Raw genomic sequence first — 22,074 nt, 5'->3', positions numbered from 1 at the left:
TACTTTGGCTAGTATCAGTATTAAGTTACTATACACTTAATTCATGTGCTTTTGCTAATGTTGAAATTGATAAACAGAAAATTGGCAAAGTCGTTGATGAATTTAATGGTGTGAAAGTCTATTATAATGGTAGCATCAATAATGTAAGTGGAAGAAATATTGCTAAAGACGGCTATAACTTAGGTCTGAAATATCAATGTGTTGAATTTATTAAACGCTATTATTATCAACGCTTCAATCACAAAATGCCCAATAGCTATGGACATGCAAAAGATTTCTTTGACCCTTCGATCGTTGATGGAAAATAGAAGTTTTTGGCGTTTTAGGTTATTTACGTAAAATGTAATATAATTAATTTTTTATAAAACAACATCATCCCCAAATACATGACTTAATTACAATACGTTAATAAGCCAATCACTATCGATGGGTATTACTTTATTTTTAATAAAAAAGATAGTTATAAAAACATAATAGGAAAAATAAATTCTAATAATGAAAAATATAATATTATTCAAATACAGAAAAACATTATTCTTTGTCATTTTGTCAATACTTGGTTGTTACGTTTTTTACGCATATGTTTACCCTGATATGCAAGTTGATAAAGATAAAATAGGCAAAGTTGTTGATCAATTCAATGGCGTTGATATTTATTATAATGGTAGTACTGGTAATGTTAGTGGTCGTAATCTAACTAAAGACGGCTATAACTTAGGCCAAAAGTACCAATGTGTTGAATTTATTAAACGTTATTATTATCAACGTTTCAATCACAAAATGCCAGATAGTTATGGTCATGCTAAAAATTACTTCGATGAATCAATTGCTGATGGTCAACTTAATCCTAAACGTAATTTATTACAATTTCATAATGGTTCACCAACTAAACCACAAGTTGAAGATATTATTGTTTTTGGTTGGTCAAGATATGGTCATGTTGCCATTATTAGCAAAGTCAGCGATAACGAAATTGAAATTATTCAACAAAATCCTGGTCCTAACAAAAGCAGTCGAGCAACTTATCCATTAATTTTTAATAAGGGATTATGGAAAATAGATAGTTTTCGTATTTTAGGTTATTTACGTAAAAATATTCAAAATAATAATTCAGATCTTTAATGAAGATTAATCAACAAATCATTCATTATTCTGTTTTGATACTATTTTTGTAGTCTCCAAAATAGCCGATAGGTGTTCATGTTGAGCTATTGCAGAAAAATTTTGATAAACCCAGCTTCGGCTACGTAATAAGTAACAAAAATACTATCATACAAGTAGAGTTGTATGGCTTTGTGGTATTTATCACAGAAAAAGAGGATTTTTGTTAAAAAGTTTCAGGTAACACTATGTTTCAGTATAAAAAAGGAAATAAAAAGATAGCAAACTAGCAATCGTATCTGCTTTTAACTGTATTAACGGTATAATAACTCTGGGTATAACTGGAATTTGGCTGTTACAAATGCCAATGGTTTTAAAACAATACGCTATGTAATTAATGGACTCTATTTTGATATTATTAATAGATAATTATGATTCTTTTACTTTCAATATTCACGATTATTTGTGTCAAGTTGGCGCAGAAGTTAAAGTGATTAAAAATGACGAAATGACAATTGAACAAATAAAAGAGCTTAGCTTTTCTAAGATTATCATTTCGCCCGGTCCAGGATCCCCTACCAATGCCGGAATATCACTTGCAATTATTGCTGAATTTAGTCATATTTGCCCAATATTAGGAGTTTGTTTAGGCCATCAAGCGATTGCTCAATATTATGGTTATAAGATCATCAAAGCACCAACACCTATGCATGGAAAAGTCGATGAAATAACGCACGATGGTCAAGGCGTATTTAAAGGGATCAAAAGCCCGCTTTCGGTTGTTCGTTATCATTCATTAATTGCTTGTGATAATCCTTTACCTAAAGACTCTCAATTAATCGTAACAGCTCGAAACAATCAAGGATTGATTATGGGATTACGTCACAAAAAGTTACCCATCGAGTCAGTCCAATTTCACCCTGAAGCAATTAAAACCGAATTTGGTTTACAAATGATTGATAATTTTGTCCATGAGCAATATTAAAATGAAAATTCATATCGACTTTGAAGGTCAACATAAATATTTTTGCAACCCTATCGCCATTTTAAAGTCTGATGATTATTCAACAATCAAACAACAATTTGATTCAATCGAAAAATTCACACAACAAGGCTATTATGCGGTTGGATATCTTGCTTATGAAAGCGCAATGGGGTTCAATAGTAAAAATAAAACAAAACAGAATCATGATTTGCCACTATTGATATTTGGTATTTTTGATAAATTTTCTATCGTTGAGCAAAAACATGTAGAAATAAGTGATTACACTCCACCAACCTTTGATTTGATAAGCGATACATCAATGGAGGAGTATAATCAAAAAATTAACTTTATTCGATCACAAATTGAATTAGGCAATACTTATCAAACCAACTATACGATTCAATTTACTACTCCATTTAATGAAAGCCCTATTAATTATTACCACTTTCTACAAAAGAACAATCAAGCCAACTATTGTGCTTATATTGAGTTTGACGATTATTGTATTTTATCAATTTCGCCAGAATTATTTTTTAAGTTAGAAAATAAAATTATTACAACAAAACCAATGAAAGGAACAACTGCTCGCGGTTTAAATAATCACCAAGATAAACAACAATTAGAATTATTATTCTCTGAAAAAAACCAAGCTGAAAACATGATGATTGTTGATTTATTACGTAATGATTTAAGTCGGGTTGCAAAACCAGGATCAGTTACAGTTCCTAAATTATTTTCAGTCGAAAAATATCCAACCGTTTGGCAATTGACTTCTATGATTCAAGGTGAATTGAAAGAAAATGTTAATTTATATCATATTTTTCAAGCACTATTTCCTTGTGGATCAATAACTGGAGCGCCTAAAACCAGTACAATGCAAATTATTGCAGATATTGAAAACTCACCACGTGGAGTTTACTGTGGAACAATTGGTTATATTGAACCCTATATGAACAAAGCTATATTCAATATTCCAATTCGCACTTTAACCATACACAATCAACAAATGCATTATGGTGTTGGCGGTGGGATTACTTGGGATTCAACCTCACAAGATGAATATAATGAGATTTTAGCTAAAACCACAATTTTAACTCGTACCACTTCTTTTCCCAAATATATCATTGAATCATTATTGCTTGAAAAAGGACAATTTTTCTTATTGGAAGAACATTTAAGCAGACTTTCTCAATCAGCTGATTATTTTGATTTTAACTATGATATCAATGCAATTAAGTTGCAACTTATTAAGTTAGCAAATGCAACTAATAAAAATATTGATAATATATATAAAGTCAGAATTTTACTGCAAAAAAATGGGCTATATACCATTAGCGAGAATATAATTAACTCGCCAATGAAGATCAATGAAATCGAATTTGCAAAGCAGTGTGTTCATAACCAAAATGTATATTTGTATCATAAAACATCTAATCGGGAGCATTTTCCTGATTTAATTGCAAGAAAAGAATATATTAATTTTAACCAACACAATGAAATAACTGAATTTGTTAACGGTAACCTCGCATTGCGGATTAATAATCAATGGATTACCCCTAAAAAAGAATCGGGGTTACTAGCTGGCACCATGAGGCAATTTTATTTAGATCACAATCAATTGTTAGAAAAAACGATTTTAAAAGGTGACCTCTTAAAAGCCGATAAAATCGCATTTATCAATAGTGTTCGCAAATGGATAGAAATTGATGACAAGGTTTTTAGTAAGTTCAAACGATCGTTAAGATCAATTACCGTTTAAATTCAAATATTCCGCCAACATTATGGCGGAATATTATTATGACATTAAAGTTTTATTGAGTTTGCAAAGTCTAGTTCTTCATCCTGCCAACCTTTAGATAGCGCATTAACTAAAGCATCATATCCATTACTTGCTAAAGGAACATGGCGTTCAAATGGTTTGCTTTCAATATTATTTTTACTATCAGTAACAACCCATCGTCCTTTAATCACCGCATCACCAGTATAGCTTCCATGGAACCCATCAATAAATAACTTTACCGTCAATGTTGGTGTTGTAATTGATCTGCTAGAGACTAAATAGTTTGGTAAAATGGCCGTTAAATCTTGCGTTAATCGTTCTTGCAATTGCTGAGATAACGTTGAGACCCATAAATGATGCGTTGCTGTTTCATATTTGATATTGTCTGTTTGTAATACAATACCTGATTTATTTAAAAAGCTCACCACATCTACCGATTCAATCCAAATAAAATGTTTGGTGGTTTTTATTTTTTGCGATACTGAGCTCTGTAAATTACTAGTTAGTTGAAAATAGCTTTTACTTGGATTGTTAGCTGAACAACCGACTAATATAACAAGTAATGGCATAAATATGACTGTAAGTAGCTTTTTATATATTTTGTTCATCATTTTTTACCTTTTGCTTTAGGCTCTTGATCTTTCTTCGCTGGGGCAGAAAAAATCAGTGCATTGCTCTTATCATTGAGAGTATTAAGTAATGGCGTTAATTCATCCATCATCTGTTGCACTTTTTGTAAACTCTCTTTCGTTTGGTTATTTAGTTCAGAACCTGGTTGTAATTCTTTCATTGTTTCATTTAATGAACGTAATGTTTTTTGTAGATCTTTTGGTATATTTTGCATCTCTTTACTTGCCATAATACGATTTAATGATTTCATTAATCGTTCACTCGAAGCTAATGATTGATTGAACTGTGATAGAGTATTGTTAAGTGGCAAATTATTAAAATTATCAAGTAATTGCATAATTTTTGCTTGAATTTGCGCAATCCCTGTCGAAGTCGCCTCAATTGTATCGTAACCAAACTGCTTTGCTAGTTGTGGATCATATTTATTTTTTAAATCAGGATAAAAATCAAGATCTATATATAGTGCACCTGTGAACATATTTGAAGTTTTTAATGACGCTCTTAACCCATTTTTTTGTTCTTTCACTATCAAGGTGGCAATATCAATTTTCTCATCAACTAATTCAGATAAACGGTCAGGCTCTATCCTAATTAATATCGGCACCCTTTTATTTAAAATTGATGATTTCTCTAACATTTCAGCGGTATAAAATGGTACTTTAGATACTGTTCCTAATCTAATACCATGATATTCAACTGGTACTCCCTCTGTTAACCCAGATATAGAATCAGAAAGCATAATAAGAAATTCTTTATATTCAGTATACTGTGAATCTTGGATAGATTTTTTATCTTCATATAATGTATAAACTGCATTTTGTTCAGCAGGTGCACCTAATTTTGAGCCTTCAGGTAAATCAAAACTAATTCCTCCAGACATTAATACATCCAGAGAAGGGACATCTAGGCTTGCACCTCGAGATGAAAGAGTTAAATTGATACCTCCTTCTTTCCAAAATCGTACGTTTTGTGTTACTAACACATCATAAGGTTTAGTAATAAAAATTTGATATTTCATCTTTCGCGATTCAACATCAAATTCCGAGGTCTCCACATTACCTACACGATAACCATGAAACATGATAGCTGCCCCTCGAGGAATCACACCATTTTGCTCACTTTCTAATTTTAGGCGAATTCCTTTGATACTAGGATCAGACAACGGAGGTGTATCAGAAAGCACAAAAGGTTTATGTTGAAAACTGTGAGTATCGTTTCCGGCAACTAATTCTATATAAACACCAGATAAAATAGTGCCTAATCCCGTCACGCCATCGCGACCAATTTCTGGCTTAACAACCCAAAAAATCGAATCATTTTTTAGTAGCGGATCCATATCATTATAAATACGACCCTTTATTACCACTTGTTTGTAGTCATCAGATAAAGTCACTTCATCAACTATACCTACATCTACGCTGCGGTTTTTAATTACCGTTTTGCCAGCAACAATACCACTTGCATCTTTTGCAAGCAATGTGAACGAGGTACCTCTATTGGTATAATGAGAGTAGATTACCCAAAAACCAACAATTGCAGTAACAATAGGAATAATCCATATTGCTGAAATAGCTCTAATTTTAATTATTTTTGCTAATTTACTTGATGTTGCCATATTGTTCCTATTAATCTATTTTCTATTTTGCGGACGATCCCAAATTAAACGAGGATCAAATTTTTGTGATGCAATCATTGTGATAATAACGACAGTTGCAAAGAATGTAACGCCAATATCAGGATAAACACCCATCATTTGCTGATTTCTCACTAAAGAACAAACAACAGAAACAACAAATATATCTATCATTGACCATTTACCAATAAATTCAACTGCACTATATAATTTTTTCATTTTTAAGCAATTATTTTTATTTTTTCGTTTTACTGCTAATGCAAAATAACAAAGCCAACTTAGTGAAATAATTTTTAAAATTGGTATAACAACGCTAGCGAGGAAAATAACAAAAGCAACAGGTACATCACCTGCTTGCCACATATAAATAACTCCATCCATGATATTTGAAGTTGATGCCGCCCCCAAAACAACGGTTATCATAATTCCAAACAAATTAGCAGGAATGTAAAGAATTAATGAAGTAATCAACAAAGCTATAGTCCATTGTATTTTATCACGATCTCTAATTTTACTTTTCCGCTTACACCGAGGACATTTTTCATAATTCATGGGTAATATAGCCTGACAACAACTGCATAATTTTAGATTTTGGCTAATCCCTGTTTTTCCAACTTTCAATGTATTAACAGCAAAGTTATTACGATGAATTTCGCTCCAAATTACTTCTGGCGAGAAAATAACTAAAGATTTTATATAAAAAAATACAAATAGACAGAATGCCCAAAACGTACCAGTAACCCCAATACTGCCATAACTCATTAATTTAACAAAGCTGACCAAAACACCTGCAAGAAAAATTTCTGGCATACACCAATGTTGAAATTTTTCATAAACAATAAGTAGATCTCGTTTGCGATATTTTGTTAATTGAATTCTGGAGCAAAGCAGAACGATAATTAATAAATTAACTATAGGAAAAAGCAAAACAAATAAAATAAAAAGCGCTGAAACATAGTTATATTTATCAAAATAAAGGGTCTTAGGAATATCTAATACGCTAACCCCAATATAATTTCCTACAATACGGATATCAATAAAGACAAAGCCACAGGCTACAATAATCATAATTAATGAACAAGCTGCATACATAGCAGCTCTAAACTTCATATTGCTACTATTTTTAGCTAATGTAGTATTACAGCGTGGGCAAACAGCTTTATGCCCTACTGTTATATCAGTTAATTCTATGACCAAATCGCAGTGTGAGCATAAAGCATAATGTTGTTTATCAATGGTCATTGTTTTCCTTTATTTCGAAATATATTTTAACCTAAATAAATATATTCAGATTAATATAACATTTAAGTATGAAATTAATGAGTTATTATTAAATAATCTCTTGAAGAACAAATATTTTAATGAATAAAAGTTGGTTATATTAGCTTCAAAGCTAATCATATCAAATGACATTTTTTTATGAAAGTATTACTAAATTAAATTAGTGAGTTTTGATTATTATCAAATATAATCTTTATAAAAAGCTTTATTCTTTTCATTATACTAAAATAATCATTATTAACTTAGATTTGATAAAAATTCACAGTTATAAAATTAACAAAAATAATTCAATAAATTTAATCTTGAATATCGGTATTTCATCACCATTTGTTAGTTTCAATTATTACATAAAATAAATTATCCATAAAAATTTATGACTTAATTTCCATAATTAACTAAATAATTATTGAGTATAAAAAAAACTTGATACTGTATAACAATACAGTATAATATTACCAATCCTAACTCATTGGAATTTTATAATATGAACGAAAACAAACAACGCGCACTTTCTGCAGCATTAAGTCAAATCGAAAAACAATTTGGTAAAGGTTCAATTATGCGTTTAGGGGATACCCAAACGTTAGATGTAGATGCAGTATCTACAGGTTCTTTAGGGCTTGATATTGCACTAGGTATTGGTGGTTTACCAATGGGTCGAATTGTTGAAATATTTGGACCAGAATCATCTGGTAAAACAACACTTACCTTATCAGTCATAGCACAAGCTCAAAAAGAAGGTAAAACTTGTGCATTTATTGATGCTGAACATGCACTCGATCCAATTTATGCGGCTAAATTAGGCGTTCAAGTTGACGACTTATTAGTTTCTCAACCTGATACAGGAGAGCAAGCTCTAGAAATTTGTGACGCTTTGGTTCGTTCTGGTGCTGTTGATGTTATTATTGTCGACTCAGTTGCAGCATTAACTCCAAAAGCTGAAATTGAAGGTGAAATGGGCGATTCTCATATGGGATTACAAGCTCGCTTAATGTCACAAGCATTACGTAAACTAACTGCGAATATCAAAAATGCAAATTGTTTAGTTGTATTTATTAACCAAATTCGTATGAAAATTGGTGTTATGTTTGGTAGCCCAGAAACAACAACTGGCGGTAATGCACTAAAATTCTATGCTTCTGTTCGCCTTGATATTCGTCGCACAGGTTCTGTGAAAGAAGGCGAAGATATTATTGGTAGTGATACTCGAGTTAAAGTGGTTAAAAATAAAGTTGCAGCACCTTTTAGACAAGCAGAATTCCAAATTCTTTATGGTTGTGGTATTTCTAAAGAAGGCGAATTAATTGACTTAGGGGTTAAACATAAATTAGTCGATAAAGCTGGTGCATGGTATAGCTACAACGGCGAAAAAGTTGGACAAGGTAAAGCTAACTCAATTAAGTTTTTACAAGAACATTCTGAAATCGCAAAAGAACTCGAAACAAAACTACGTGATTTATTACTAAATAGCCCTGTAGATTTTACAACACCTGAAGACGATATATCATTAGAGAATGACAACATTGAATAATGAAAAAAAAACTCAATAAATCAATTCTAAATAAAGCTGTGCAATTACTTGCACAGCGCAGTTACTCTTCGTATGAACTAAGCCAAAAAATGATATTCTTTTTTGCAAAAAAGCAACAAAGTACAGAAGATGAATCTCATGACCAATTGACTAACCTAAAAGCTGAAATACAAGATGTGATTGAACATTGTATTAATCAAAATTGGATAAATGACGCCCACTATATTGAAAATTATATTGTTATGCGTGCCAATAAAGGTTACGGGAAGTATAAAATTGCAATGGAACTTAAACAACGCGGTTTATCTGTTGACTTAAGCCATCAGCTATTGCACGCCTCTAATATCAACTGGGGAAACCTTGCATATAAACAATTGTTAAAAAAGTTAAAACAAATCAACCCGAAAAATATCGATAAAAAACAAAAACTTATTTATTTTTTAAGTGCTAGAGGCTATACACAAGATGATATTAAAACTGCTTACGATTTGTTGACTTAAATAATTATAATATCTAGAATACAAACATATAATTTAATAAAGCCGATTACAAATAAAGCTCATTAATTCTTTTTTATTTTATCCCAATTTACTTGTAATTAATATTAGTTAGCTCCACCCCTATTTAGGAAGATTTACTTTTCAACTTTAGTTGTAACGGGTATATTACTATGTTTAAAAATCTATCATTTTATATGGAAGCATAAATGAAAAGTACTGCAGAAATTCGTCAAAATTTTCTTGACTTTTTCCGTGGCAAAGGACATGAAGTTGTCGCAAGTAGTTCCCTTGTTCCACACAATGATCCAACACTATTATTTACTAATGCTGGAATGAATCAATTTAAAGATGTATTCCTTGGTGTTGATAAGCGTTCTTACACTAGAGCAACAACATCGCAACGTTGCGTCCGTGCTGGTGGTAAACATAATGATTTAGATAATGTTGGTTATACTGCTCGTCACCATACATTTTTTGAAATGTTAGGAAACTTTAGTTTTGGTGACTACTTTAAACATGATGCAATACATTTTGCATGGGAACTATTAACCAGTAAAGAATGGTTTAACCTACCTAAAGATAAGTTAACCGTCACCGTTTATGAAACAGATGACGAAGCATATACAATTTGGGAAAAAGAAATTGGAATCCCTAAAGAACGCATAATTCGTATCGGTGATAATAAAGGTGCTCCGCATGCCTCTGATAACTTCTGGCAAATGGGTGATACCGGTCCTTGTGGGCCTTGTACCGAAATTTTCTATGATCATGGTGATCATATTTGGGGCGGACCTCCTGGTAGTGCAGAAGAAGATGGTGACAGATTTATAGAAATTTGGAATATTGTCTTTATGCAATTTAATCGCCATCCTGATGGTACAATGGAACCTTTACCTAAACCATCCGTGGATACCGGTATGGGACTAGAACGTATTGCTGCAGTTTTACAACACGTCAACTCTAATTATGAAGTAGATCTGTTTAAGAAATTAATTAATGATGCAGCTAACATTATTCAGACTAAAGATTTAGAAAATAAATCGCTACGCGTTATTGCTGACCATATTCGCTCTTGTGCATTCCTAATTTCGGATGGTGTTTTACCTTCAAACGAAGGGCGAGGCTATGTATTACGCCGCATTATTCGACGCGCAGTGCGCCATGGGCACATGCTAGGAGCAAAAAATATTTTCTTCTATAAACTAGTTAAACCATTAATTGATGTGATGGAAAGCGCAGCAGTTGAATTAGAAAATAATCGAAAACTAGTTGAAGACGCACTCAAAATTGAAGAAGAGCAGTTTTTAAAGACACTTGAACGAGGATTATTTTTATTAGATCAGGAATTAGCCAAAATCACAGGTAAAGTTTTACCTGGAGATATCGCATTTAAACTTTACGATACTTATGGTTTTCCATTAGATCTAACGGCAGATGTATGTCGTGAAAAAAACATCACTATCGATGAAGATGGTTTTAATCAATGTATGGAGGAGCAACGAAAGCGAGCTCGCGAATCAAGCTCATTTAATGTTGATTATAGTAATGTTATCAAACTTGATGATAAAACTGAATTTTTAGGTTATCAAGCGACAGAATCATCAGGAAAAGTTATTGCTATATTTAAAAACGGTCAAAAAGTCGAAAGTATTAACGCTGGTGATGAAGCTATTGTCGTTTTAGACAAAACGCCATTTTATGGAGAGTCTGGTGGCCAAATTGGTGATAAAGGCTTACTAACTGCGGCTAATCTTGAATTTAGTGTTTTTGATAGCCAAAAATATGGTAAAAGTATTGGTCATTTAGGCCAAATTATAAAAGGTTCTTTAAAAGTCGATGATTATGTCACTGCTGCTATTGATGTTGAATTGCGTGAACGTATTCGACGTAATCACTCAGCTACGCATCTATTACAAGCGGCTTTACAACGTATTTTAGGTAACCATGTTCACCAAAAAGGTTCTTTAGTTAATGATAGCTATCTACGTTTTGACTTTTCACATAATCAAGCCATTACTCCAGAACAAATTATTGAAATAGAGAACTTAGTAAATCAACAGATTCGTCGTAATTTACCGGTAGATATTGAGCTAATGCCAATTAATAAGGCTAAAGATAAAGGCGCTATGGCTTTATTTGGTGAAAAATATGAAGATATCGTTAGAGTTCTGACAATGGGCGATTTTTCAATTGAACTTTGTGGAGGTACTCACGTAGATAGAACTGGTGATATTGGTTTATTTAAAATAATATCAGAATCAAGCATTGCCTCTGGTGTGCGCCGTATTGAGGCAACTTCAGGGCAAAATGCCATGGATCTGATACATAGTGAATCCAATTTATTAACTCAAATTGGACATCTAGCTAAAAGTGATAAATCTGTAGTTTTGGCACGCATTGAGCAATTAATCGATCAAACTAAACAGCTTGAAAGAACAATTGAACAATTAAAAGCACAGAAAGCTAGCCAAGAAAGTGCACAATTACTTAATCAATGTGAAAAAATCAATGATAAGAATTTACTAATTGCTAAACTTGATAATATTGAAGCAAAATTATTACGGACTATGATTGATGATCTGAAAAATCAATTAAAGACAGGTGTAATAATTTTAGCCGCCGTCAATGATGATAAAATCAATTTAGCTGCAGGTGTAACCAATGACTTAGTCAATATAGTTAGGGCTGGAGATTTGGTTTCCCAATTAGCATTAAAAATAGGCGGTAAAGGGGGGGGGCGACCTGATTTCGCTCAAGCAGGTGGAATGGATCTCTCAGCATTACCAGAAGCGTTATCTTCTGTGAAAAAGGAAATCAGTAACAAATTACAAGCAAATTAGCCAGATAGACTCAAAATATTTGTTAATTGAATATTAGAGTTTTTCTGTAAAATTCCATCTTATTGATGGGGCTGATAAAGCTATATATTAAAATTGTTTGGATGTATACTTAACTGATATTAGGAGATCTAATGTTAATTTTAACTAGGAGAGTAGGTGAAACACTAATAATTGGTGATGATGTAGTTATTACCATCTTGGGCGTGAAGGGAAATCAAGTCAGAGTAGGTATTAATGCACCTAAAGAAGTTTCTATTCATAGGGAAGAAATATATAACAAAATTCATCAACCACAAGAAGCAAATAATGAATTACCTAAGTCCGTAGGGTAATATTGAGCAGGAAATAAACAACTAGCACGCGTAAACAAAAAAATGTTTGACTTATTTTTTGTAAAACGTAATATGTGCGCCACACATTATGATTTTGTTGTTCAAGCAAAGTCATAATATATTGGTGAGATGGCCGAGAGGCTGAAGGCGCTCCCCTGCTAAGGGAGTATGTGGTCAAAAGCTGCATCGAGGGTTCGAATCCCTCTCTCACCGCCATTTAATAAATTAAATGCGCATCCGTAGCTCAGCTGGATAGAGTACCCGGCTACGAACCGGGCGGTCAGGGGTTCGAATCCCTTCGGATGCACCATTTTAAATAAATTCAAAACGCATCCGTAGCTCAGCTGGATAGAGTACCCGGCTACGAACCGGGCGGTCAGGGGTTCGAATCCCTTCGGATGCACCACTTTTTTAACGAACTTACACGCATCCGTAGCTCAGCTGGATAGAGCACTCGGCTTCGAACCGAGCGGTCAGGGGTTCGAATCCCTTCGGGTGCGCCATTAAGCAATTACAACCCTTTATCAGTTATTGCAATAATTAAAAAATAACAACTTATCTTATTATATCTAGAATCAAAAAACAGTTACGAACTACTCATCGCACCACTTTGTACATTTATTTGTATATTTTGGAAGTTTTAATACCGCATAGTTAAAACAAAACTAATGTAGAATATTACGCTCCTTGTTTTGGTGTTTTATATTCAATAGGCATTATATTACTTAATATCTCATAAAGTCTTTCAGTATTATAAGTGGAGAACTAATTTTCAGTTATTCTTTTTGCTTACTCTTGGTTGTTAAAAAGATATAAATCTAACACTCTTTTTTAGTAAGTACGATTAGATCGTTAAATATAACCGATTAGATATGAGCAACCAGACTCAATATAATCAACGGTGATATTATTTTCACAATAGATAAATACTCTTTCTAATTCTAATCCATTATCTACCCGTATTTTGAGAGGATAACAGATATTGGGCTTGTTTATTTAGATAAAGGGTAATTCTTTCCAGCCTGCAATATCAATGCCTAATGCTTCTCGTTTAAAGCCATCAATGACGTTAAACGTTCTAAAAATACGTTAACGATACACATAAAATCCATTGACCAACATTCATCTTGTCTATTGGGAAACGATAACTTTTCTGGTGTTCGAACTGGAATACGCTTCTACGTTTTATTCTGAGGTTAAGTCTTAACTCACAATATACCAGATGAACACGTTTATGATTCCATTTATAACCGAGCTATCGGTTTGGACGATCGTTACAATTAGAAGCAGAAATATTAAAAATTAGATTAATCTTTTCCATAATTCTTTATATTCAACTTGATTTTTCTGATAAAAATCGGGATATCATCTACTACATTTTGACCAAAACATAACTTATCCTTTTCTTGTTCTTTAAATCAATTTTGATTGGTAGTATATTATGATCGGTTTTACAGATCAATTTGATAGTTAAAACCTATATTTTCATAGTGTAACCGATTGTTAAAATATTTCAAATATTTTTAAAAATTAAAAAGTTATAGTAAATTTAAATAATGAAAGGAGTGTAAATAATGTGCAAAAATATAAAGCAAAAAATTTTAAGAATTAAAGAATTAAAATCAAAAACAGGGCTACTCACAAAAAAAGAAATATTTGAACTAAATAGCTTAATAAAAGAGCTTAAAGAATTGTTAAGGGTAAAATTACAAGAACAACAAGATATTGACTTTATTATTGATATTTATTAGTTTTTTTAGGAAACCTACTTACATCAACATCAACCAAAAAACTAAAATACAATAAAACGAATAAAAAGGGGAACTAAAAGCTCCCCCCTTTATTATAACTATCCCCTAAAAAGTAGAAAATTGTCTATGATAAAAGTAAAAAAGAATTTGAATATGAAAAAGGTGATAGGTACCAAATCGTACCGATATTAAAAAAGTTAAAGCTCGTTTCTATGTTAAAGAGCTTTGCCTCAAATAAGGCATGGGCAATTCAACTTTTATAAATAGTGAAAAAATATGGTGGTCTGGAAAGTTCAGATATCAGACGTTTAAAAGAGTTAGAAGCGAAAAATCGCAATCCTAAACGGGAGTTTGCAAAATTACAGCTTCAAGAAAAAACCAGCATAAAAACGTGAACAAAAGCGTTACAGCCTTTCAATCTATCTCAATTACTATGAGTAGTGCTTGTGCAGAGCTTACTATTATCAACATAAACAATCAAATGCTTTGATAATTATATTGATATTGAGTGATTCTAAATTATATTCGAACAATATCTTTATGCCTTTTTATTTTCTTTTATTCTTATTCAAAGCTCAACAGTCCTTTAGCTGATATTATGAAAAATATTTATTTGTATATGATTTATATATCAAAAAACAGCTAATCTCCTATCTACTTGAATAAATAATATTTTACTAGTTCCCTAAAGTTCTTCTGGTACGCCATTTCGGTTGAATCCCAATATAATTCTAGTATACTAAGCTAACAAATTTTAATATCGGTAAATTAATCTACTTTTTAATTTATATGTTCTGTTTTCTATAATAGAATAACGACAAAGTAGAAAGATATTTCCTAGTTAATAATGGACATAATTTATGTTGGACCCAAATTTACTCCGAAATGAATTGGATCTTGTCGCTAATAAATTAGCACGTAGAGGATTTAAATTAGATGTCGATACGATTCGTCACTTAGAAGAAAAACGCAAAGTATTACAAGTTGAAACAGAGAACTTACAAGCTGAACGTAATGCTCGTTCAAAAGCAATTGGTGAAGCAAAAGCACGAGGCGAAGATATCACAGCTGTCCGTGAAGAAGTCAATAAACTTGGTGAAAAACTCAATAGCGCTAAAGCAGAGCTTGATATCCTACTAAACAAAATTAAAGATATCGCTTCCACTATCCCAAATATTCCTGATGACTCTGTTCCTGATGGAAAAGATGAAAATGATAATGTTGAAATTTCACGCTTTGGCACACCAAGAAAATTTGATTTCCCAATTCAAGATCATGTTGCATTAGGAGAACGCTTTGGTGATCTTGACTTTGCAGCAGGGGTAAAACTCACAGGTGCACGTTTTGTGGTTATGAAATCACAAATCGCACGCTTACATCGTGCTATTACTCAATTCATGTTAGATTTACACACAGAACAGCACGGTTATACCGAAATTTATGTACCGTATTTAGTCAATCAAGCAACACTTTTTGGAACAGGACAACTACCAAAATTTGCAGGTGACTTATTTCATACTAAACCGCTTGATGAAGAAGCTGAAAGCAGTAATTATGCATTAATTCCAACTGCCGAAGTGCCTGTAACTAATCTTGTGCGCGATGAAATCCTTGATGAAAGTGTATTACCATTAAAAATGACAGCACACACCCCTTGTTTCCGCTCTGAGGCTGGCTCTTACGGTAAAGACACTCGTGGCTTAATTCGTATGCATCAATTTGATAAAGTAGAATTGGTTCAAATTGTTAAGCCTGAAGAATCGATGAAGGCATTAGAAGAGTTAACTGCTCACGCAGAAAAAGTATTACAATTACTTGAATTACCATATCGAAAAATTGTGTTATGTACTGGCGATATGGGCTTTGGCTCTTGTAAAACCTATGATCTTGAAGTATGGGTACCAGCTCAAAATACATACCGAGAAATTTCTTCTTGCTCAAATATGTGGGATTTCCAAGCTCGCCGAATGCAAGCTCGTTATCGTAATAAGGCTGATAATAAAACATATTTAGTACATACACTAAATGGTTCTGGTCTAGCTATTGGACGTACACTTGTTGCTATTATGGAAAACTATCAACAAGCAGATGGTTCAATTAAAGTTCCATCCGTTTTAGTACCTTATATGAATGGTGTTGAGTTTATTAAATAACTTACATTATCTTAGAGAATAGCGCTATCTATTAGCGCTATTTTTTTATTGATAAAGGTGAAAAAAATGATAAAAGGTGTAGCACTTTCAATACTGGCATCATGTCTCTTTGGGTTACTTTATTACTACCCAGTTTTGTTACACTCCTTATCTGTTGTTGATATTTTTTGTTGGCGATTACTAACTTCATTTCCTGCAATAGCTATATTAATCATTGCGGGAAAACAGTGGTCAGTTATAACTGCACTTTTTAGACGAATAAAACAACAACCACTTTTTTTATTAGGGTTATTATTTTCTTCTGTTTTGCTCACAATACAGATGATGATTTTTATTTGGGCACCACTTAACGGACATGGGTTATCGGCATCGCTAGGTTATTTTTTATTGCCACTAGCAATGGTGATTTCTGGGCAAATTTTTTATAAAGAAAAGCTCAGCTTCTTGCAAAAAATAGCTGTTGCACTTGCAATATTAGGTGTTGCTATTGAAATTTACATCACTGGTGCTTTCTCATGGGCAACCGCTGTTATTGCTTTGGGGTATCCAATCTACTTTATGACAAGGCGCAAATTGCGAATAGATGGCATTGTGGGCACGTTTTCTGACTTTTTCTTTATCTTCCTAGGGTGCCTTATATATTGTGCTTTAAATTATCGTTTAGACAAAATAATTAGTGATCTTTCTCATTTCCCGATTTACATACCAACCTTGGGGATCATCACGGCTATTGCTTTTGCTATCTATTTTGTTGCAAGTCGCTTACTGCCCATGGGATTATTTGGTTTATTAGGATATGTAGAGCCAGTACTACTAACAGTTATTTCTATACTGTTTTTACATGAGAAAGTTTCATCAGAACATATTGTATCATATGGATTTATTTGGTTATCTGTTTGCATTCTAGCTTTTGAGGGTGGGATTTTTGTTATACGTGCAATAAAACGAAAAAGATTACAATAGATACAAAAGAGGCACAATTGAATGTACCTCTTATCAAACAACCTATCTACTATTTACTAAATGTAACATAATGACCATAGCTTTCTAAAATACCTTGGATCCTATCAAGGGTTTCTCTTGGTGGAGCCTCAACGCCTTCCAACTTATATTTATCACCAATCGTATCCCATTTATAAGCACCTAGTTTATGATAAGCAAGTAATTCTACACGCTCAATATTATCCATTCCCTCAATAAATTTACCAAGCAGATGTGCTGAATTATCATCATCAGTCCACCCAGGAACAACAACATAACGTATCCAAGTTCGCTTATTAATTTTTTGCAGATATTTAGCAAATTCAAGAACTCGTTTATTTGGCACTCCAACTAATTTTTGATGAATTTCATCATTAACTTGCTTTAAATCAAGCATGACTAAATCTGTTACTCCTAAAAGTTCATCAACAACATGGTCGAGCTGCCTTGCATAACCATTGGTATCTAAACAAGTGCTAATTTCTTCTTGATGACAAGCTCTAAACCATTCAGTAACAAACTCAGCTTGTAACGTAGCCTCACCGCCCGAAGCTGTCACACCACCACCATTAGGCATAATAAAACTTTTGTAAGAAACAATCTCTTTCATAAGCTCATCAACGGTGACCTCTCGACCAGCTTTTAAATCCCATGTATCACGATTATGGCAATACAAGCAACGCATTAGGCAACCTTGAAAAAAAACAATAAAACGAATCCCTGGACCATCAACAGTACCAAAGGATTCAAAAGAGTGGATACGGCCTTTAATAGGCGACTTAGTTGTCATAATAATATTTTGTTGTTCCATAGATAATCTCGAATCATTGCTCATATGACTTTTTAATAATTTTAACTCCACTATCGTCAAACTTAAACCAATAGTATTAATCGCCATGAATTATATTTCGATTAATTATACTGGATAAATATCAACAATATTAAATTATTATCATCGTATTAATATTTAATTAAAGTTGGCAAAATAGTGTTCGTGCTGATAAAAAAATAGCGCCTTTAAAGACGCTATTTCGATTAAGTTAACAATTAACTAAATTACATTTTTTGTGTAAATGTACGGTTAATTACGTCATTTTGTTGTTCTTTAGTTAATGAGTTGAAACGAACCGCATACCCAGAAACACGAATAGTTAATTGTGGATATTTTTCAGGATGTTCCATCGCATCTAATAATGTATCACGATTTAATACATTAACATTTAGATGTTGACCACCTTCTACTGTAGCTTCGTGATGGAAATAACCATCCATTAAGCCAGCTAAGTTACGTTTACGCACATCATCATCTTTACCTAATGCATTTGGAACGATAGAGAAAGTATAAGAAATACCATCTTTAGCGTAAGCAAATGGAAGTTTAGCTACAGATGTTAATGAAGCTACCGCACCTTTTTGGTCACGGCCGTGCATTGGGTTAGCACCTGGTCCAAATGGCGCACCAGCACGACGTCCGTCTGGAGTATTACCTGTTTTCTTGCCATAAACAACATTTGATGTAATGGTTAATACAGATTGTGTAGGGGTTGCATTACGATAAGTTTTAAGTTTTTGAATTTTCTTCATAAAACGTTCAACTAAATCAACAGCAATATCGTCAACTCGTGGATCGTTATTACCAAATTGTGGGTATTCACCTTCAATTTCAAAGTCAGTAGCTAAACCATCTTCATCACGAATTGCTTTTACTTTTGCATACTTAATCGCTGAAAGTGAGTCTGCTGCAACTGAAAGACCAGCAATACCACATGCCATAGTACGAATAACATCACGATCATGAAGTGCCATTAATGATGCTTCATAGCTGTATTTATCGTGCATATAGTGAATTGCATTTAATGCCGTTACGTATTGTTTTGCTAACCAATCCATAAAGTGATCTAAACGTGCAAATACTGTATCAAAATCTAAATATTCATCCGTGATTGGTGCTTCTTTAGGACCTACTTGCATTTTTAATTTTTCATCCATACCACCGTTGATTGCGTATAGAAGAGTTTTAGCAAGGTTTGCACGCGCACCAAAGAATTGCATTTGTTTACCAACAATCATCGGGCTTACACAACATGCAATCGCATAGTCATCATTATTAAAGTCAGGACGCATTAAATCATCATTTTCATATTGTAATGATGATGTATCGATAGATACTTTTGATGCGAACTCTTTAAATCCACTTGGTAATTTTTCAGACCAAAGGATTGTCATGTTAGGTTCTGGTGATGGACCCATTGTATATAAAGTATTTAAGAAACGGAAAGAAGTCTTAGTAACTAATGTACGACCATCAACACCCATACCAGCGATAGATTCAGTTGCCCAAATTGGATCGCCTGAGAATAACTCATCATATTCTGGCGTACGTAAGAAACGAACCATACGTAACTTCATAACAAAATGGTCAACAATTTCTTGAGCGTCTTTTTCTGTAATTAAACCAGCTTCAAGATCGCGTTGGAAGTAAATATCAAAGAAAGTCGAAGTACGACCTAATGACATTGCAGCACCATTTTGTGATTTAACCGCAGCTAAATAACCAAAGTATGTCCATTGAACCGCTTCTTGTGCAGTTTTTGCTGGAGCAGAAATATCGAAGCCATATTTAGCTGCCATTTCTTTAATTTGGCCAAGTGCACGATGCTGTTCAGCGATTTCTTCACGACGTTGCATAATCATTGGAAGATCAACACCGTTTTCGAAATCAGCTTGAAGTGAATTGAATTGTGCAAATTTATCTTGCATTAAGTAGTCGATACCATAAAGAGCGATACGACGGTAGTCACCAATAATACGACCACGACCATAAGCATCAGGAAGACCAGTAATAACACCTGATTTACGACAACGAAGAATATCTGGAGTATAAATATCGAAAACACCTTGGTTATGAGTTTTACGATATTCCGTGAAGATTTTTTTGACTAAAGGATCAAGCGTTCTGTTATAAGCTTTACAAGAATTCTCGATCATTTTGATACCACCAAACGGAATAATCGCACGTTTTAATGGTTTTTCAGTTTGTAAGCCAACAATTTTTTCTAAATCTTTTTCAATATAACCTGCATCATGAGCAGTAATTGTCGAAATAACACTTGTATCAAAATCCACAGGGGCATGGGTAGCATTTTCAATTTTAATGCCTTCCATTACTTTATCCCATAACTTAGTTGTGGCTTCAGTTGCGCCAGCTAAGAAAGACTCATCGCCCTCATATGGCGTGTAGTTTTTTTGAATAAAATCGCGGACATTAACATTATTTTGCCAATCACCATCTTTAAATCCTTTCCAAGCAGCTGCTTGTACTTCGTTTAAATTACTCATAATTTTCACCTCAGGTTTACAAAAATAACTATTTACCCTATAACATATGAGGGTAAATATTATAAAATCAATGCGGCTTACGTAAATATAAAGCCCAATAAGGTAGTGCTACAGCTAAACCACCTAAAATATTCCCAATTGTAACTGGAATTAAATTGTTAAATACAAAATGCGATACAGTTAGCTCTTTAAAGGCATCTGCCGATACACCAACTGCTTGCCAAAACTCAGGGGAAGCAAAGTTCTTAATCACAATGCCCATAGGAATCATAAACATATTTGCAATACTATGCTCAAAACCGCTGGCAACAAACATCGCAACAGGTAAAACCATAATTAGCATTTTATCAAGTAAACTACGACCAGCGTAACTCAACCAGGCGGCCAAACAGACCATTAGATTAGCTAGAAAGCCAAGACATACTGCCTCAATAAAAGTGTGATGTAATTTATGATCAGCGGTTTGTAAAATATTTAGTCCCCACAAACCATTGGCTACCATATACTGGCCTGAAAACCAAATAACTGTAACAAACAGTATAGCACCAATAAAGTTACCAACATAGACCAAAATCCAATTACGAATCATTTTAGTCCAGCCAATTTTATGGGTCATTTTAGGTAAAATGGTCAATACTGTTGAAGTAAATAAGTCAGAACCACAACAAACAACAAGCATAAGCCCTAAAGAGAAACAAATACCGCCGACTAATTTTGCCAAACCAAAAGCAACGGTTGCTGTTCCAGTTGTTACAGTAATATAAAATACGAAAGCGATAGAGATATAAACACCAGCAAGCATTGCGGATAAAATCGTACTACATGGGTGTTTGTTTACTTTGTAATTGCCAAGGTCTTCAGCAATTTGGGTCATTTGTGCGGGGGAATAGGAATCCACAAGTTTATTGGTACTCAAACTAACATCCTCAAAAAAACTAGGGTTTTATGAGACGCATAGTATACACAAAATTCAGAGTAGATCACGTTTTTTTATTAAAAAATTCTGAAAATAAAAAATTATTATCTATTAAAATCATTGGTGATAACTTAAATTTAAGGGAAATATTGTTTTTTTACCTCCAAAACCCTGGATTCAAACATGAAGTGCAATAAGTGCAATTTTAAACACGGTGGAGTGAAGAAAGTAGAAAGGTGATTTATACTAGCACCTTCGCACCACCACAGTTTGGAGATTGCTATGTATTATAATCACCTTTCTAGGAAGGAAAGATACCAG

The 22,074-nt window shown here is 33.2% G+C and carries 16 protein-coding genes, 4 tRNA genes and 2 pseudogenes; 15 read left to right on the top strand and 7 right to left on the bottom strand.

Annotation, left to right across the window (positions count from 1 at the left end; all coding sequences use genetic code 11):
* Positions 1 to 77 precede the first annotated feature (77 nt).
* From A9G25_RS12700 to pabB, 4 genes and pseudogenes are all read left to right on the top strand, one after another.
* A pseudogene (locus tag A9G25_RS12700) lies at positions 78 to 305 on the top strand (CHAP domain-containing protein); the annotation flags it as partial.
* A 289-nt stretch (positions 306 to 594) separates the two neighbouring features.
* Positions 595 to 1,122: a CHAP domain-containing protein gene (locus A9G25_RS00225; RefSeq protein ID WP_218057489.1), complete on the top strand. Its 528-nt coding sequence runs from the start codon at positions 595 to 597 to the stop codon at positions 1,120 to 1,122.
* 388 nt (positions 1,123 to 1,510) lie between these two features.
* Positions 1,511 to 2,086: an anthranilate synthase component II gene (locus A9G25_RS00220; protein ID WP_081297078.1), complete on the top strand. Its 576-nt coding sequence runs from the start codon at positions 1,511 to 1,513 to the stop codon at positions 2,084 to 2,086.
* Position 2,087: 1 nt separating this feature from the next.
* Positions 2,088 to 3,845, top strand: coding sequence for an aminodeoxychorismate synthase component I (pabB, locus tag A9G25_RS00215; RefSeq protein WP_065625240.1), 1,758 nt, complete (start codon positions 2,088 to 2,090; stop codon positions 3,843 to 3,845).
* Positions 3,846 to 3,889: 44 nt separating this feature from the next.
* On the opposite strand, the gene A9G25_RS00210 is transcribed toward pabB, so the two are convergent.
* From A9G25_RS00210 to A9G25_RS00200, 3 genes are read right to left on the bottom strand one after another with little or no spacing between them, the layout of a single operon-like run.
* On the bottom strand, positions 3,890 to 4,474 hold the full coding sequence (locus A9G25_RS00210) for a PqiC family protein (RefSeq protein WP_065625239.1): 585 nt from the start codon (positions 4,472 to 4,474) through the stop codon (positions 3,890 to 3,892).
* On the bottom strand, positions 4,474 to 6,111 hold the full coding sequence (gene pqiB / locus A9G25_RS00205; protein WP_065625238.1) for an intermembrane transport protein PqiB: 1,638 nt from the start codon (positions 6,109 to 6,111) through the stop codon (positions 4,474 to 4,476). The genes A9G25_RS00210 and pqiB overlap by 1 nt, the downstream gene beginning before the upstream one ends.
* Positions 6,112 to 6,126: 15 nt before the next feature.
* Positions 6,127 to 7,371 carry a PqiA/YebS family transporter subunit gene (locus A9G25_RS00200; protein WP_065625237.1) on the bottom strand — a complete coding sequence of 415 codons (1,245 nt, stop codon included), beginning with the start codon at positions 7,369 to 7,371 and terminating at the stop codon, positions 6,127 to 6,129.
* A 523-nt stretch (positions 7,372 to 7,894) separates the two neighbouring features.
* Here A9G25_RS00200 and recA point away from each other — a divergent pair.
* The 8 genes from recA to A9G25_RS00160 all read left to right on the top strand — a co-directional run bounded on the left by recA (position 7,895) and on the right by A9G25_RS00160 (position 13,116).
* On the top strand, positions 7,895 to 8,941 hold the full coding sequence (recA, locus tag A9G25_RS00195; RefSeq protein ID WP_065625236.1) for a recombinase RecA: 1,047 nt from the start codon (positions 7,895 to 7,897) through the stop codon (positions 8,939 to 8,941).
* On the top strand, positions 8,941 to 9,441 hold the full coding sequence (locus A9G25_RS00190) for a regulatory protein RecX (protein WP_065625235.1): 501 nt from the start codon (positions 8,941 to 8,943) through the stop codon (positions 9,439 to 9,441). The genes recA and A9G25_RS00190 overlap by 1 nt, the downstream gene beginning before the upstream one ends.
* Positions 9,442 to 9,647: 206 nt before the next feature.
* Positions 9,648 to 12,281, top strand: coding sequence for an alanine--tRNA ligase (gene alaS, locus A9G25_RS00185; RefSeq protein WP_065625234.1), 2,634 nt, complete (start codon positions 9,648 to 9,650; stop codon positions 12,279 to 12,281).
* A gap of 131 nt (positions 12,282 to 12,412) precedes the next feature.
* Positions 12,413 to 12,613 (top strand): carbon storage regulator CsrA, encoded by a 201-nt coding sequence (csrA, locus tag A9G25_RS00180; protein ID WP_065625233.1) that lies wholly within the window; start codon positions 12,413 to 12,415, stop codon positions 12,611 to 12,613.
* Between the two features lie 123 nt (positions 12,614 to 12,736).
* Positions 12,737 to 12,829: transfer RNA gene (locus A9G25_RS00175), tRNA-Ser, on the top strand.
* 17 nt (positions 12,830 to 12,846) lie between these two features.
* Positions 12,847 to 12,923, top strand: a tRNA-Arg gene (locus A9G25_RS00170).
* A gap of 19 nt (positions 12,924 to 12,942) precedes the next feature.
* Positions 12,943 to 13,019, top strand: a tRNA-Arg gene (locus A9G25_RS00165).
* Between the two features lie 20 nt (positions 13,020 to 13,039).
* Positions 13,040 to 13,116 (top strand) — tRNA-Arg (locus A9G25_RS00160).
* A 523-nt stretch (positions 13,117 to 13,639) separates the two neighbouring features.
* Here the strand turns inward: A9G25_RS00160 and A9G25_RS13265 are convergent.
* Positions 13,640 to 13,865 (bottom strand): annotated as a pseudogene (locus A9G25_RS13265) (IS3 family transposase); the annotation flags it as partial.
* 322 nt (positions 13,866 to 14,187) lie between these two features.
* On the opposite strand from A9G25_RS13265, the gene A9G25_RS12695 reads away from it, so the two are divergent.
* The 3 genes from A9G25_RS12695 to rarD all read left to right on the top strand — a co-directional run bounded on the left by A9G25_RS12695 (position 14,188) and on the right by rarD (position 17,480).
* Positions 14,188 to 14,364, top strand: coding sequence for a hypothetical protein (locus A9G25_RS12695; RefSeq protein WP_155266131.1), 177 nt, complete (start codon positions 14,188 to 14,190; stop codon positions 14,362 to 14,364).
* Between the two features lie 860 nt (positions 14,365 to 15,224).
* On the top strand, positions 15,225 to 16,517 hold the full coding sequence (serS, locus tag A9G25_RS00155; protein ID WP_065625232.1) for a serine--tRNA ligase: 1,293 nt from the start codon (positions 15,225 to 15,227) through the stop codon (positions 16,515 to 16,517).
* 66 nt (positions 16,518 to 16,583) lie between these two features.
* The gene (gene rarD, locus A9G25_RS00150; RefSeq protein ID WP_065625231.1) at positions 16,584 to 17,480 is read left to right on the top strand and encodes an EamA family transporter RarD; all 897 of its coding nucleotides are present in this window, start codon (positions 16,584 to 16,586) and stop codon (positions 17,478 to 17,480) included.
* A 49-nt stretch (positions 17,481 to 17,529) separates the two neighbouring features.
* Here rarD and pflA read toward each other — a convergent pair whose 3' ends face one another.
* From pflA to focA, 3 genes are all read right to left on the bottom strand, one after another.
* Complete coding sequence (gene pflA, locus A9G25_RS00145) at positions 17,530 to 18,309, bottom strand: pyruvate formate lyase 1-activating protein (protein ID WP_218057488.1); 780 nt, start codon at positions 18,307 to 18,309, stop codon at positions 17,530 to 17,532.
* Between the two features lie 245 nt (positions 18,310 to 18,554).
* A complete protein-coding gene (gene pflB, locus A9G25_RS00140; protein ID WP_065625230.1) occupies positions 18,555 to 20,837 on the bottom strand; it encodes a formate C-acetyltransferase in 2,283 nt (760 codons plus the stop codon).
* 67 nt (positions 20,838 to 20,904) lie between these two features.
* Entirely contained in the window at positions 20,905 to 21,753 is an 849-nt protein-coding gene (gene focA, locus A9G25_RS00135; protein ID WP_081297073.1) for a formate transporter FocA, read from the bottom strand.
* Positions 21,754 to 22,074 lie beyond the last annotated feature (321 nt).

It is taken from the genome of Gilliamella sp. Bif1-4 (assembly GCF_001690535.1).
GTDB classification, from domain to species: Bacteria; Pseudomonadota; Gammaproteobacteria; order Enterobacterales; family Orbaceae; genus Gilliamella; species Gilliamella bombi.
The sequence above is the reverse complement of the archived record's forward strand: the minus strand, read 5'-3'. Positions and strand labels throughout refer to the sequence as shown.

Coding starts and splice junctions, on each gene's coding strand:
- A9G25_RS12695 (WP_155266131.1), top strand. CDS start 14,188: ATGTGCAAAAATATAAAGCAAAAAATTTTAAGAATTAAAGAATTAAAA.
- pabB (WP_065625240.1), top strand. CDS start 2,088: ATGAAAATTCATATCGACTTTGAAGGTCAACATAAATATTTTTGCAAC.
- A9G25_RS00190 (WP_065625235.1), top strand. CDS start 8,941: ATGAAAAAAAAACTCAATAAATCAATTCTAAATAAAGCTGTGCAATTA.
- recA (WP_065625236.1), top strand. CDS start 7,895: ATGAACGAAAACAAACAACGCGCACTTTCTGCAGCATTAAGTCAAATC.
- A9G25_RS00210 (WP_065625239.1), bottom strand. CDS start 4,474: ATGAACAAAATATATAAAAAGCTACTTACAGTCATATTTATGCCATTA.
- pqiB (WP_065625238.1), bottom strand. CDS start 6,111: ATGGCAACATCAAGTAAATTAGCAAAAATAATTAAAATTAGAGCTATT.
- A9G25_RS00200 (WP_065625237.1), bottom strand. CDS start 7,371: ATGACCATTGATAAACAACATTATGCTTTATGCTCACACTGCGATTTG.
- rarD (WP_065625231.1), top strand. CDS start 16,584: ATGATAAAAGGTGTAGCACTTTCAATACTGGCATCATGTCTCTTTGGG.
- A9G25_RS00225 (WP_218057489.1), top strand. CDS start 595: ATGCAAGTTGATAAAGATAAAATAGGCAAAGTTGTTGATCAATTCAAT.
- serS (WP_065625232.1), top strand. CDS start 15,225: ATGTTGGACCCAAATTTACTCCGAAATGAATTGGATCTTGTCGCTAAT.
- alaS (WP_065625234.1), top strand. CDS start 9,648: ATGAAAAGTACTGCAGAAATTCGTCAAAATTTTCTTGACTTTTTCCGT.
- pflB (WP_065625230.1), bottom strand. CDS start 20,837: ATGAGTAATTTAAACGAAGTACAAGCAGCTGCTTGGAAAGGATTTAAA.
- csrA (WP_065625233.1), top strand. CDS start 12,413: ATGTTAATTTTAACTAGGAGAGTAGGTGAAACACTAATAATTGGTGAT.
- pflA (WP_218057488.1), bottom strand. CDS start 18,309: ATGGAACAACAAAATATTATTATGACAACTAAGTCGCCTATTAAAGGC.